At 61.3% G+C, this 13,600-nt stretch carries 11 protein-coding genes; 3 read left to right on the top strand and 8 right to left on the bottom strand.

Translation table 11 applies throughout. The annotated features are described in order from the left end of the window. Positions 1-111: 111 nt before the first annotated feature. From QMX91_RS22070 to QMX91_RS22045, 6 genes are all read right to left on the bottom strand, one after another. Entirely contained in the window at positions 112-1,428 is a 1,317-nt protein-coding gene (locus QMX91_RS22070; protein WP_135296529.1) for an OprD family porin, read from the bottom strand. A gap of 197 nt (positions 1,429-1,625) precedes the next feature. Next, complete coding sequence (locus QMX91_RS22065) at positions 1,626-1,847, bottom strand: hypothetical protein (protein ID WP_096795481.1); 222 nt, start codon at positions 1,845-1,847, stop codon at positions 1,626-1,628. A gap of 279 nt (positions 1,848-2,126) precedes the next feature. Then, positions 2,127-3,491, bottom strand: a complete 1,365-nt coding sequence (locus tag QMX91_RS22060) for a heavy metal sensor histidine kinase (RefSeq protein WP_210558544.1) — start codon at positions 3,489-3,491, stop codon at positions 2,127-2,129. Beyond that, the gene (locus QMX91_RS22055) at positions 3,481-4,158 is read right to left on the bottom strand and encodes a heavy metal response regulator transcription factor (RefSeq protein WP_007916978.1); all 678 of its coding nucleotides are present in this window, start codon (positions 4,156-4,158) and stop codon (positions 3,481-3,483) included. The genes QMX91_RS22060 and QMX91_RS22055 overlap by 11 nt, the downstream gene beginning before the upstream one ends. A 9-nt stretch (positions 4,159-4,167) precedes the next feature. Next, entirely contained in the window at positions 4,168-7,269 is a 3,102-nt protein-coding gene (locus QMX91_RS22050; RefSeq protein WP_282413368.1) for a multidrug efflux RND transporter permease subunit, read from the bottom strand. Then, positions 7,266-8,426: an efflux RND transporter periplasmic adaptor subunit gene (locus QMX91_RS22045; protein WP_134787298.1), complete on the bottom strand. Its 1,161-nt coding sequence runs from the start codon at positions 8,424-8,426 to the stop codon at positions 7,266-7,268. Before QMX91_RS22045 ends, QMX91_RS22050 begins: the two co-directional genes overlap by 4 nt. Positions 8,427-9,474: 1,048 nt before the next feature. On the opposite strand from QMX91_RS22045, the gene QMX91_RS22040 reads away from it, so the two are divergent. From QMX91_RS22040 to QMX91_RS22030, 3 genes are all read left to right on the top strand, one after another. Then, positions 9,475-9,837 carry a DUF6124 family protein gene (locus QMX91_RS22040; RefSeq protein WP_282413367.1) on the top strand — a complete coding sequence of 121 codons (363 nt, stop codon included), beginning with the start codon at positions 9,475-9,477 and terminating at the stop codon, positions 9,835-9,837. Positions 9,838-10,148: 311 nt separating this feature from the next. Continuing rightward, positions 10,149-10,388 carry a hypothetical protein gene (locus QMX91_RS22035; protein WP_003228000.1) on the top strand — a complete coding sequence of 80 codons (240 nt, stop codon included), beginning with the start codon at positions 10,149-10,151 and terminating at the stop codon, positions 10,386-10,388. A 149-nt stretch (positions 10,389-10,537) separates the two neighbouring features. Then, positions 10,538-12,127 (top strand): PAS domain-containing methyl-accepting chemotaxis protein, encoded by a 1,590-nt coding sequence (locus QMX91_RS22030; protein WP_282413366.1) that lies wholly within the window; start codon positions 10,538-10,540, stop codon positions 12,125-12,127. 140 nt (positions 12,128-12,267) lie between these two features. Here the strand turns inward: QMX91_RS22030 and QMX91_RS22025 are convergent, their stop codons facing one another. Both QMX91_RS22025 and QMX91_RS22020 read right to left on the bottom strand, forming a co-directional pair. Next, positions 12,268-13,017 carry a YkgJ family cysteine cluster protein gene (locus QMX91_RS22025; protein ID WP_098965525.1) on the bottom strand — a complete coding sequence of 250 codons (750 nt, stop codon included), beginning with the start codon at positions 13,015-13,017 and terminating at the stop codon, positions 12,268-12,270. A gap of 86 nt (positions 13,018-13,103) precedes the next feature. Next, positions 13,104-13,427, bottom strand: coding sequence for a hypothetical protein (locus tag QMX91_RS22020; RefSeq protein WP_098965524.1), 324 nt, complete (start codon positions 13,425-13,427; stop codon positions 13,104-13,106). Between the last annotated feature and the right edge of the window lie 173 nt (positions 13,428-13,600).

The raw sequence follows: 13,600 nt of genomic DNA, 5'->3' as shown, positions 1-13,600 counted from the left end.
CGAATGCGCCGTGTCATTCAACATTGATGTCGACTGATGCAGCGCATTCGCGAGCAAGCCCGCTCCCACAGGGTACATCTCTCAATTCAAGACCGTGGTGCAGGGGGGATCTTAGAAGACGTTGATCGGGTAGTCGACAATCACCCGGTATTCATCGGTATCGGTATCAATCGCGCCGTAACCGTTGCCACCCCGGTTGGTCGCCCATTGCAGGCGTACCGCGAGGTCTTTCGCCTGACCGCTCTGCACCACGTATTTCAGATCAAGGTCGCGTTCCCAGTGCTTGGCGTTGCGACCGTCAGCGCTGTACCACGAGGCATAGCCTTTGCTGCCCGGATCGACCTTGGTCAGGTCCACGGTGCCGCGCGAATAGGAAACTGCCGAAGTCAGGCCCGGCACACCGAGACCGGCGAAGTCATAGGCGTACTTGAGCTTCCACGAGCGCTCGTTCGGGCCGTTGAAGTCCGAATACTGTTGCGAGTTGTCGAGGTAAACGCTGTCGCCCTGGCTGATGTAGTCGAACGGCGTGTTGCCGTTCACGCGCTGGTACGCAGCGGTGACGCTGTGGTTGCCGATGCCGACGGTGAAATGCAGGCTGTAAGTGTTGTTGTCGATGTTACCCAGCAGCGCGTCGCCGGTGTCCTGCGTGTGATAGAAGTGCAGGCCCGGGTTGAGGCTGACCAGATCGGTCAACTGCCAGGTGTAATCCAGGTCGTAGTAGTACTGGTTCCAGATGTCCTTCAGCTCGGCGGCGTACAGATTGCTGGTAAGCCCTTCGACGCCGCTCCAGGACACGCCGGCCCAGTTCAGGTGACGGCTTTCGTCGCCCTCGGCGAGTTTGCCGTAGGACGTGCCGATGCGCTGGCGACCGCTCTGATTGTACGGCTTGGTAAAACTGGCCTGGCCACCTTCGAACATCCAGCCGTCGAAGCTGTGGTTGGTCAGGCTCACGCCACGAAAGGTCTGCGGCAGCATGCGCGAATCACCGCCGGCAATCACCGGGTTGGTGAGGAACAGGTCACCGGCCTTCAGCTCGGTATCGAACGCGCGCATCTTCAACGTGCCGCCCGCAGTCGAGAACGAGCCCGGCGCTTTGCCGTTGCCATCGCTGATCGGCAGGATGCTCGAACCATCGGTACCGCCACCGCCGTCGAGCTTCAGCCCGAGCATGGCGTGGGCGTCGATGCCGAAGCCGACCGTGCCTTCGGTGTAACCCGACTGGAAGATCCCGAGAAAACCCTGGCCCCACTCGATGTTGTCGTCCGTCTGCTGCAGACGGTTGCGATTCATGTAGTAGTTGCGGGCGTTGAGGTTGAGGCTCGAGCCTTCGATGAAGCCTTGTTTGGCGGCTTCGTCGGCGTGAGCGGCGGGGGCAATCGTTGCGGCAATTGCAATGAACAGCGAGGTGAAACTGACTGGGTAACGCACTTGCGACGGAGCTCCTTGGGTCAACTGACACTTCAATGTCTTGAGGTGCGGGATGTTTCTTGTTTTTTACAGACGAACCAAACGGCTTTCAGACCACAACGAAAAAAGGCCGCTGAAAGGCAGCGGCCTGGAAGGACGACGGTTGAACGGGAAGAGCCAAACAACCGCGTCGAGGGAAATGTTTCGCGGTGCGCGACTCAGCTGTCTTTCTCGGCCGCTTGAGCCTGGGAAGTGGCGGCTTGAGGGGCTTGCGAGGCGTCCTGCGACTTGGCCATCACTTCTGCCTGATACTGTTCGAAGGCGTGAGCGCGAGCGGCATTCTGCGCTACGAACGCTTGCGATTCTTCAGCCATCGCCATCGGCGACAGGATCAATGAGGACAAAACGAAAGCGCTGGCAATACCCATACTGTTGGACATCTTGAAAACCTTCTTGCTTGGCAAGTGCTGTTTGGTGCGGGCAAAGATAAGGTTGCCGGGCGCCGAGAAACAGTGTGATTTTCATAAATGACTGTTACAGCACAAGCAAAAGTCACCCCCTCACCCCAGCCCTCTCCCCCAAGGGGGCGAGGGGGAAAGGGAGCAGATCGGGGGCTTTTCAAAACTTGAGTTCGACTGGATATTTCAGGTCGATGCAACTCCAGAGAACGGCTCGGTCAGTCCCCTCTCCCTCCGGGAGAGGGTTAGGGTGAGGGGCTTCTAAACAGGCAAATAAATCCCGAAGGTATTCATCCCCCGATCACTGCGCACAAACACATCGCCACCGTGCATCAGTGCAATCGCCTTGACGATCGCCAGCCCCAGCCCATGGTTGTTGCCGCTGTTGCTGCGCGAGGCATCGACCCGATAGAAGCGCTCGAACAAGCGCGGCAAGTGCTCGCTGGCAATCGGCGATCCGGGGTTGGCCACGCCGATGCTGACCTGATGCTCTTCAACTTCGATGTGCACCTCGATCACCTGGCCCGGCTCGGTGTGCTGCACGGCGTTGCTCAGCAGATTGATCAGTGCCCGGCGCAGATGCGCGATCTCGATCCGCACCTGCGCATCGCCACTGACGTGCACCTGCACTTGCGCGTCTTCGAGGATGAAATCCAGGTACTCGAGCGTGGTCGCGACTTCATCGGCCAAAGAAGTCTCGGTCAGTTTGGTGGCCTTGCTGCCCTGGTCGGCGCTGGCCAGAAACAGCATGTCGTTGATGATCGAACGCAGGCGTTCCAGCTCTTCGAGGTTCGATTGCAGCACTTCGAAGTAATGCTCGGCGGAGCGCCCGCGGGTCAGCGCGACCTGGGTCTGGCCTATCAGGTTGGTCAGTGGCGAGCGCAGTTCATGGGCGACGTCGGCGTTGAACGATTCCAGGCGTGAATAGGCCTGTTCGACCCGCTCCAGGGTTGAGTTGAACGAGTCGACAAACTGCTCCAGCTCCGGTGGCAACGGTGACATGCGCAGGCGTCCGGCCCGCAGTGGCGGTGCCAGGCGCTGGGCTTCGTGGGACAGTTTGATCAGCGGCTTGAGACCGATCCGCGCCACCCAGTAACCCAGCGCCGAGGCCAGCAGCACGCCGACAATGGCCAGGCTGACCAAGGCGATCAGCAGGTTGTGCTGAGTCTCGTGGAAAGTCTCGGTATCGATGCCGATCATGAAGCGCAGCGGCGGGCGCTGGTCCTTGGCGGGTAACTCGGTCAGCAGCACTTTCAGCGGATAAGGATGCTCGGGCAACTGCAGGTCATGCATGCCCAGCGGCCCTTTGGCGAAGGCGCGGATTTGCGCGTCCGGCGCGCCGTACTCGTAACCGGGATCACCGCTGACCACCCAGAAACGAATGCGCTTGTCTTCCTCGCCGAGCAGCTTGAGCTTGGCGTTGATCTTCACCCAATGCTCAGGCGTGCCATAACGATTGAGCGCCGACTCCAGCACGCTGTAACGCGCATCCAGCTCGGCTTCCGGCAGCAGACCCAGGCCTTTGTCGACCTGCTGATACAGCGCGCCGCCAATCAACAGAAACACCAGCAGCGCCACCAGCGTAAACATCCCGCTCAAACGCAGGGCAATCGAATTACTGGACACCACGGCTCTCCAGCACGTAACCCATGCCACGAATGGTGTGCAGCAGTTTCTCGTCGAACGGCCCGTCGAGCTTGGCGCGCAGACGCTTGATCGCGACTTCGACGACGTTCGCGTCGCTGTCGAAATTGATGTCCCAGACCATCTCGGCAATCGCGGTTTTCGAGAGGATTTCACCTTGCCGGCGCGCCAGAACACTGAGCAGCGAGAACTCTTTCGCCGTCAGGTCCAGGCGGGTGCCGGCGCGGGTAGCCTTGCGGCTGATCAGATCGATCCACAGGTCGGCGATGCTCACTTGCACCGGTTCATGGCCACCGCTGCGCCGGGTCAGCGCTTGCAGGCGGGCCACCAGTTCGAGGAAGGAAAACGGTTTGCCGAGGTAATCGTCGGCGCCGTCACGCAGGCCCTTGATCCGGTCTTCGACGCGCTCGCGGGCGGTGAGCATGATCACCGGGGTCTGCTTGCGTGCACGCAATGCGCGCAGCACGCCGAAGCCATCCAGGCCCGGCAGCATGACGTCGAGGACGATCACCGCATAGTCGCTCTCCAGCGCCAGGTGCAGGCCTTCGACGCCGTCGCGGGCCAAGTCTACGGTGTAACCCTGTTCCGTCAGACCGCGGTGCAGATAGTCCGCGGTTTTTTCCTCGTCTTCGATAATCAGAACGCGCATGACCCTGCCTCAGTCTGTGGTCGCCAGTGCCGTCGTGGGCATTGGTTTGGGCCTGTGGAAAAGCCGCTCAAGCCACAAGTATATGACCGGCGTGGTAAACAGCGTCAGCATCTGGCTGACCAGCAAGCCGCCCACCACCGCGATCCCCAGCGGCTGGCGCAGTTCCGCGCCGGTGCCGTAACCGAGCATCAGCGGCAACGCGCCGAGCAGGGCGGCGAGGGTGGTCATGATGATCGGCCGGAACCGCGTCAGGCACGCTTCGAAAATCGCCTCCTGCGGCGCCAGTCCGCGATTGCGCTGGGCTTCCAGGGCAAAGTCGATCATCAGAATGCCGTTCTTTTTGACGATGCCGATCAGCAACACCAGCCCGATCAACGCCATGATCGAAAAGTCCTGACCGCAGATCCACAGCATGATCACCGCCCCGAGACCGGCCGCCGGCAGCGTCGAGATGATTGTCAGCGGATGTACGAAGCTCTCATAGAGCACGCCGAGAATGATGTACACCGCCACCAGCGCCGCGAGAATCAGCCACGGCTGACTGGCCAGCGAACTCTGGAACGCCTGCGCCGCGCCCTGGAAATTTCCGCTGATCGCGGTCGGCATGCCGATCTCGGCCTTGGCCTGATTGAGCAGGATCACCGCGTCGCCCAACGCCACGCCGGGCGCCAGGTTGAACGACAGGTTGGCGGCGGGGAACATGCCGTCATGGGCAATCGACAGCGGGCCGATGGTCGGCGCATCGAATTTGGCCAGCGCCGACAGCGGCACCATCTCGCCACTCAGCGGCGAGCGCAGATAGAAATAGTTGAGGCTTTCGGCTTTGCCGCGTTGCTTGGTGTCCAGTTCCAGAATCACGTTGTACTGGTTGACCTGGGTCTGGAACTCGTTGATCTGGCGCTGCCCGAAGGCGTCGTACAGCGCTTCGTCGACATCGCTGGCGGTCAGGCCGAAACGCGCGGCGGCGGTGCGGTCGATGCTGATGTGGGTGATGCTGCCGCCCAGTTGCAGATCGTTGGAAATGTCGCGGAACGCCGGGATGCTGCGCAGCTTTTCGGTCAGGCGCTGGGTCCAGGTGGCGAGGGTCGCGCCGTCGTTGCTCTTGAGCACGTATTGGTACTGCGCGCGACTCGGGCCGGAGCTGAGGTTGATGTCCTGGCCGGCGCGCAGGTACAGGACGATGCCCGGGACTTTCATCAGTTGCGGACGAATGCGGTCGATGAACTGGCTGGCCGAGACATCGCGGTCGCCGCGTTTTTTCAGGGCAATCCAGAAGCGGCCGTTGGCGATGGTCTGGTTGCTGCCGGACACACCGACCGAGTGCGAGAACGCCTGAACGGCCGGATCGGCGGCGACGATTTCGGCCATGGCCAAGTGTTTTTTCACCATGTCGCCGTAGGAAATATCCGCAGCGGCTTCGGTAGTGCCGAGGACGAATCCGGTGTCCTGAACCGGGAAGAATCCCTTGGGGATAAAGATGTAACCGGCAATCGCCAGTCCCAGCGACAGGCCGAATACGCCAATCATCAACTTCTGGTGGGCGAGGGCGCGACGCAGACCTTTTTCGTACCAGGCCAGCAAGCGTTCGCTGAAGCCCGGTTTGTCGTGGGCGTGGTGCACCGGTTTGCGCATGAACAGCGCTGCCAGCGTCGGCGCGAGGGTCAGCGACACCACCACCGAAATCAGAATGGTCGAGGTCGCGGTCAGGGCGAATTCCTTGAACAACCGCCCGACCACACCGCCCATGAATAGCAGCGGAATAAACGCTGCCACCAGCGAGAAACTGATCGACACCACGGTGAAGCCGATCTCGCCGGCACCTTTGACCGCCGCTTCGCGCATGCTGTCGCCGGCCTCCAGATGCCGGTGGATGTTCTCCACCACCACAATCGCATCGTCCACGACAAACCCGACCGCGACGACGATCGCCACCAGCGTCAAGTTGTTCAGGCTGAAGCCCAACAGGTACATCAGGGCGAAACTGGCGGTCAGCGATACACCGAGCACCGCCGAGACGATCATGGTCGCCGACAACTGCCGCAGGAACAGCGCCATCACCGCCACCACCAGCAGGATCGCGATCAACAGGGTGATCTCGACTTCATGCAGCGAGGCGCGGATGGTCTGGGTGCGGTCGATCAGGGTTTTCACCTGCACCGAGGCCGGGAGCATGGCTTCGAGGCCGGGCAGGGCGGCTTGAATGCGGTCGACGGTTTCGACGATGTTCGCGCCGGGCTGGCGCGAGATCACCAGGTTCACCCCGGGTTGATCACCGGCCCAGGCTTGCACGTAGGCATCTTCCGAACCGTTGACGACTTTGGCGACATCCCGCAGGTGAACCGGGGCGCCGTCCTTGTAGGAAACGATGAGTTGGCTGTAGTCCTCGGGTTTGAACAACTGGTCGTTGGTCGACAGCGTCGAGATGCTCGATTCGCCGTACAACGCGCCTTTGGCAAGGTTGAGACTGGTCTGCTGGATCGCCAGACGAATGTCGGCCAGGGTCAGGCCGATGGCCGCCAGTTTGTCGGCCGAGGCTTGCACGCGAATCGCCGGACGTTGCTGACCGGTGATGTTGATCTGGCCTACACCGTCGATCTGACTGATCTGGCGCGAGAGCAGGGTTTCCACCAGGTCGCTGAGTTCGGTGCCGGGCATTTGCGTCGAGCTGACGCTTAAGATCAGCACCGGGCTGTCGGCCGGGTTGACCTTCTTCCAGGTCGGCAGGGTCGGCATGTCCTTGGGCAGCTTGCCGGCGGCGGTGTTGATCGCGGCCTGGACTTCCTGAGCGGCGGTGTCGATGCTCTTGTCGAGAGTGAATTGCAGGGTCAGCAGGCTGGAGCCGAGCGCACTGCTGGAGGTCATCTGGGTCATGCCGGGGATGGCGCTGAATTGCACCTCCAGCGGCGTGGCCACGGACGAGGCCATGGTGTCGGGGCTGGCGCCGGGCAACTGCGCCGAGACCTGAATTGTCGGAAATTCCGCTTCCGGCAGTGGGGCGATCGGCAGGCGCGGGAAGGCAATCACGCCGACCAGCACCAATGCGATGGTCAGCAGAATCGTCGCGACCGGGTGATTGATGCACCAGATGGAGACGCCTTTGTGCGCCTTCATGGTTTCGGCTCCGCTTGCACCACCTGTGGCGGCTCGCTCATGACCTGCACGGTCGAGCCGGGTTTGAGCCGCGACTGGCCGTCGGTCACCAGTACGTCACCGGCCTTCACGCCTTTGATGATGTCCTGGCCGCTGCCCTGATAGACCATCTGCACTTGTACGGCTTCGACTTTGTCGCCACTCACCCGGTAAACGAAGTGTTGATCGAGACCGCGCTGTACGACAGTGGGCGGCACCACCAGCGCATTCTTATCCAGTGCCGTCTGAATTTTTACCGTCACCAGCAGGCCCGGCCAGAGCTTCTGGCTGGCATTGTCGAATTCGGCCTTGGCGCGGATGGTGCCGGTGTTGGCGTTGATCTGGTTGTCGATCAGGGTCAGGTGACCTTCGCCGAGCAGGTTGCCGGTTTCGCCGTCGGTATCAGCGCCGATGTAGGCCTTGACCTGTGCGTGCTGCGGATCGTTGATCAGGCCTTGCAGGGTCGGCAGCATTTGTTGCGGCAGCGAGAATTCCACGGCGATCGGATCGATCTGGGTCACGGTGAACAGGCCGGCGGTGTCGGTCATGCGCAGGAAGTTGCCTTCATCGACTGTACGAATACCGACGCGGCCGGTGACCGGGGAGCGGATCTGCGTGTAAGAAAGTTGTACCTGCGCCGCGTCGATCGAGGCCTGGTTGCCTTGGGCGGTGGCTTTGAGTTGGTTGACCAGTGCCTGTTGCTGGTCGTAGGTCTGTTTGGAGACGCCGTCGTCGACGCTGAGCAGTTTGTAGCGCTTGAGGTTGACCAGGGCGACCTGCAATTGCGCCTGGCTTTCGCCCAGTTGTGCGCGGGCCTGGTCGAGGCTGGCGCGGATCGAGCGGTCGTCGATGGTGGCGAGCAGGTCGCCTGCTTTGACGAGTTGGCCTTCCTTGACGAGGATTTTGGTGAGGATGCCGTCGACTTGTGGGCGCACTACGACGCTGTGTAATGAGAGTACGGAGCCGATGCCGCTGGTGTAGCGGGGGACGTCTTTTTCGCTGACGGTGACGACGCGGACCGGGATGGCGGTTGGGGTGGCCAGTTTGGTCGGGGCGGGTTTCAGGGTGTACCACAGACCTGCGCCTGCGAGGACGATCAACAGGGTGGCGAGCAGGGCTTTGTTCTTTTGGATTCGCATGCGGGGTGGGCGCCGGACGGAGTTTGGGCAGGGTTGTTGTCTTTATAAACCTGTCTGCAGGTCAGTAGGGTGACGGCTAGCTGTCAGCGCTGTCAGTTTCGCCGGGGTGTATATCCGTTTCTGCGGGTGTGGCTGATTACGGTTCCGCCCTTACGGCGGGTCACTTTTTACAAACGCCTAAAAAGTAACCAAAAACGCTTGCTCCTGCGTTCGGCCCGCTCGCTGGGGCTCGGGGTCCCTTCGCTCCGGGATCGATCCGGGCGCAGCGCCTACGGTTTGCTTCGCTGCACCTCCTCTCGCTGTGTTTGGCTTCGCCAAACGGTCGCTGCGCTCCCACCCCCGGATCAATCCCTCCACTCAGCCTTCCGACGTCGCCCGTGGATCAAGATCAAGATCAAGAGCTGCAGCCGAGCTTGCGCTCATCCTGGAGTGGGGCGGCATGCGCCGCGTGCGGGTTGTACTTGTCTTCCCTGTAGGAGCTGCCGGAGGCTGCGATCTTTTGATCTTGCTTTTGCTCTTTCGTGGGAGCTGGCTTGCCAGCGATGGCGGCCTGATAGCCGACCAATCTCCAACTGACTCACCCAATCCCACTGTGGGAGCGGGCTTGCTCGCGAAGGCGGCCTGATAGCCGACCAATACTCAACTGAATGCACTCAATTCAACTGTGGGGAGCCAGCCTGCTGGCGATGAGGCCAGTCCATCCGCCCCATGGTCTGAGGCTGTTTAATTCTGTGCCAAATAACCAGAACCTTCCCACAAGGTTTTCAGGTTGTCCGTCGGAAGTGCGGTCTTTAGGCTTTGGTTGTCACCGCAAATCGGTGATCGGGTGTGAGAACCCGCTGAGAGGTTTTAATCAAGCGCCAGCCGCACCATAATCGCCGTCAGCTTATTTGCTGCCGACGATCTTCTATGGCGGCTGTGTGCGGGCGGACTTCGGTTCGGCCGGGTTGATCTCTTACCGGTTTCTCACTCCGCACATAGCTGCCACCTCTTCGTCGCGTGAGAAACGACAGAGATGGCTTTAATCAGATGATTAGAGATCAATTCAATGTCGAAACCCGTACCCGATCCTCCCGTAGAAACCACAACCCCGCTCGCCGAAGCCATCCGCGCAGAAGACCTCGCCCAAAACCGCGAAGCCATCAAACGTGCGCTCGATTTCTACCTCAGTCCGCAACCCGTCCAGCCGCGACAGCCAAGCACCATGTTTCTGGTCAACCCAGGCATCGACACCGAAACCCTGCTCGCCCACGCTTACGAATCGTTGGCCTCTGCCAGTGCCATGGCCAGCAATTTCGCCAATGAACTCGGCGGCCCGCAACGCAGCACTGCCTTGGCGATCCAGCAGATCGTCATGCTCGCCGAACTGGCAGTGAACCGGGCGCTGGATCGGGTTGATCCACGCACTTGATCCGTCCGAGCACCGCGTCATCGTTCATCGCGAGCAGGCTCACTCCCACATAGAAGCGCACTCCACCTGTGGGAGCGAGCTTGCTCGCGAAGACGTCTGTGCGGGCGACACATTTCTGCCGGCTATTGTTGTTAGCCGGTCCCAAAAAGGGACCGATCATTCCCAATTTGTGAAACATTGCACCATCACCTACCTGTTAACCGTTCGGCGTGCCCTGCAAATCTTCAGGTGCCGAGTCTGGGCGCGCAGGTATACTGCGCGCCTTCGCGGCTCACTGTTCGGGCCCGACTTTTTTGCTTTGCGGAGCTTTTATGACTTCCCCGACCCAACCGCCGGTTGACGACGCTGTGAGCGATGTCCCGGCTGAACTGGCTGACGCCAGCGAGAGCAAACCCGAGATTGCGGCTTTCAAGTTCCCGTTCAAACCGGGTGAACTGGCGGCGGCCAAGGGTTCGAATCAGCCGTGGTACAAGAACGGCGCCAAGAACGGCCACACCAAGACCCCGGGCATGGCGCCGCCGGGCACCCGTCGCTCGATGGGCAAGCGCTGAGTTTCATCCCGCCTTCAGCCATCGACTGCGATTTTCGGTCGCAGTGATGGCTAAGTGCTCAGATCCTGAGCCAGATCAATATTTGACCAATTGGTGCGCTTAGAGTCAGCAGCCCTGCCGACTCTTCCCATAAAACGAGCGCGCTTTCCATGAAGATCAATCTCCCGGTAACCGGCCGTAACGTCGATGTGGCGCCGGACGCGAACATTCTTTCGACCACTGATCTGACCAGCGCGATCACTTACGCCAACGACGATTTCATCAGGATCAGCGGCTACAGTCGCGACGAATTGCTCGGCACGCCACACAACCTGTTGCGCCATCCGGACATGCCGGCGCAGGCGTTTGCGCATATGTGGCAGACGCTGAAGGACGGACGCTCGTGGATGGGGCTGGTGAAGAATCGTTGCAAGAATGGCGATCATTATTGGGTCAGCGCGTATGTCACGCCGGTTACGCAGAGCGGCGTGGCGGTGGAGTATCAGTCGGTACGCACCCGGCCGGATGCACGGCAGGTGGCGGCGGCGGAGCGGGTGTACGCGCAGTTGCGTGGAGAGTTGAAGGGACGGCCGCCGCTGCCCACTTTAGGTCTGCGTGGCAGGATCACGGTGTTGGCCAGTGCGTTGCTGGGGCTGGTGTTGGGGATCGAGGCCTGGTTGCGTCCGGAGTCGGCATGGATCGATGGGCTGGCATTTGTTGTCGGCAGCAGTCTCTGCGCGTTGGGCGTGCGCTGGATCTTGCGGCCGCTGGAGCGGCTGAGCGAACGGGCGCGGCAGGTCGCGGACAATCCGTTGAGTCAGAGCATTTACACCGGGCGCCGCGATGAAATCGGCCAGATTGAATTCGCCCTGCAGATGCTCGAAGCGCAGGTCGGCGCTGTGGTCGGGCGCATCGGTGATGCATCGCAGCAGTTGGCCGGGCATGCGGCGCAACTGGTTGATCATTTGCAAAGCAGCCACAGCAGTTCGTTGGCGCAGCAAGCGGAAACCGATCAGGTGGCGGCGGCGATTCATCAGATGGCCGCCAGCGTCGCGCAAGTTGCCAGCCATGCGCAGCAGGCGTCGGTAGCGGCGGACATGGCCGGCACGGAAACCCGCGAAGGGCATTTGCTGGTCGGCGAGAGTCGCAGTGCGGTGTTGCGTCTGGCCGAGGAGTTGCGGCGGGCGACCGAGGTGATTCATCAGCTCGAAGGCCACAGCAGCGAGATTTCCGGGGTGATGGAGGTGATCCGCAGCATTGCCGAGCAGACCAATCTGCTGGCGCTCAACGCGGCGATCGAAGCGGCGCGCGCTGGTGATGCCGGGCGCGGTTTTGCAGTGGTGGCCGATGAGGTGCGCGGGTTGGCGCAACGCACGCAGCAGTCGACCAACGAGATCCAGCGGATGATCAGCAGCCTGCAAAATGGCGCGCGCGATGCAGTGCTGGTGATGCAGCAGAGCAGCGAGCATGTGGATAACAGCGTCGAACAGGCACAGCGCGCGGCGCGGGCGCTGGACGGGATCAGTGAGCGGGTCGAGCAGATCACCGAGATGAGCCTGCAGATTGCCGCGGCGGTGGAGCAGCAGAGTGCGGTGAGCGAGGACATCAATCGCAACATCGTCAGCATTCGCACGGCGTCGGAATTGACGGTGGATGAGGGGCGGCAGAGTCAGCGCAATTCGGAAGATGTGGCGGGGCTGGCGGGGGATTTGCGGTTGCTGGCGCGGGAGTTCTGGGGGCGGCGGCAGGTTCGGGATTGAGGTAGTCTGGGCCGACCTCTTCGGGAGCAAGCCCCCTCCCACAGGTTTGTGAGTTGATCATTTATTCTGTGTACAACTCAAAACCCTGTGGGAGGGGGCTTGCTCCCGAAGGGGCCATTGCAGGCAGTACAAAATCCGGATCAAGCCGCCCGCAGCGAAATGAATGCATACGTCTGCGCCGGCTCCGTCACCACCTTTGCTCCGGCGGCGAGCAACTGCCCAGCCACATCATCCCCGGACAAATGAAACAGCCATTCACTGGACGTTCCACTCAGCGGCTGTGCTGAAACCTGATCGATCACAGCCGCAAAAGCGTCCATCTGCGGCAAATACGCGGTAAACCCGTCGCCCTTGAGCGCCGTAGTGCGAATCCCCAGCGCCGCGCAGATTGCATCCTTGATCCGGATGTCATCGCGATCAGCCTGGCGCGAGCGCTGGATCAGCTCCAGCAGTTCCTGATCGACCAGCTCCCCGCCGACAATCAGCAGCGGCCCCTGTTGCCACGACTCTGGCGGGCAATCCTTGGCCGCCGGGTTGAGCGGAATGTGCGGATTGATCTCTGCCGGATAAATCCTGCACACCAACGGTCGGCGTTCGTAAATGCGGCACAGGTTTTCTTCGTCAAGATTCCGGCAGCGACCGACGTTGTAGGCGGCGAAGGTGATGGCCACGTGGGCCTCGGTCGTGCCGCTGCGTACCACCAGCGAACGCCGTTCGGCGTGTTCACGCTGCTGCGCCGGCAGGCCCAGGCCGTTGCCGAGAAAGGCCTCCACCAGCACGATCACCTGACCGCCATCCGCCGCCCACATGCGGGCTTCGGCGAGGGTCAGGGGCACATGGTGGTCGGTGCAGCATTTGCCGCAACCGACGCAGGAAAATGTCGTATTCATTGCACGATCAATCTTCAATCAGAGTGTGATACGGCGACGTAAAGTCGCCAGGCTGAGGCTGATCGAAGCAAGTTGTGCGCCAGCCCTCAGGGCTTGGCGGTCGGGCGGATCGAGTCCCATTCGGTGACGAACGCGGTTTTCGACTTTTTGCTGTACAGGCACAGCTCAGTGCCTTGCTGACCTTTCATGTGTTTTTGCGGGTATTGGCCTTGCAACAGCACGGCGGTGTAGCCGACGCGGTCATCGAATTGCGCGGGGTTGCCGACCGGTTTGGCGTCTTTCAGGCCGCTGGCCTTGGTGCAGCTGGCGAGCACGGTTTTATCGTAAGCGGCCCAGGCGTCGGGGCTGGAGGCGTGGGCCTGTGAGGCCAGGGCGGTGAGGCAGAGCAGGCTCAGGGAGAGGGTTTTCATGGTTGGGCATCCTTGGTTTGGCCAAGGTTTGAGTATGCCTGAGGGGGAGAAGTTGCCTGGGCCGGCCTCTTCGCGAGCAAGCCCGCTCCCACAATTTGGAATGCGTTCCCCCTGTGGGAGCGGGCTTGCTCGCGAAGACGGTCGCTCAGTCCGGCACAAGTTCCCGGCGCACC

This window comes from Pseudomonas sp. PS01299 (assembly GCF_029960145.1).
In the GTDB taxonomy this organism is placed as follows: Bacteria; Pseudomonadota; Gammaproteobacteria; order Pseudomonadales; family Pseudomonadaceae; genus Aquipseudomonas; species Aquipseudomonas putida_A.
Note: the sequence above shows the minus strand (reverse complement) of the source record. Positions and strands in the feature narration are given on the sequence as shown.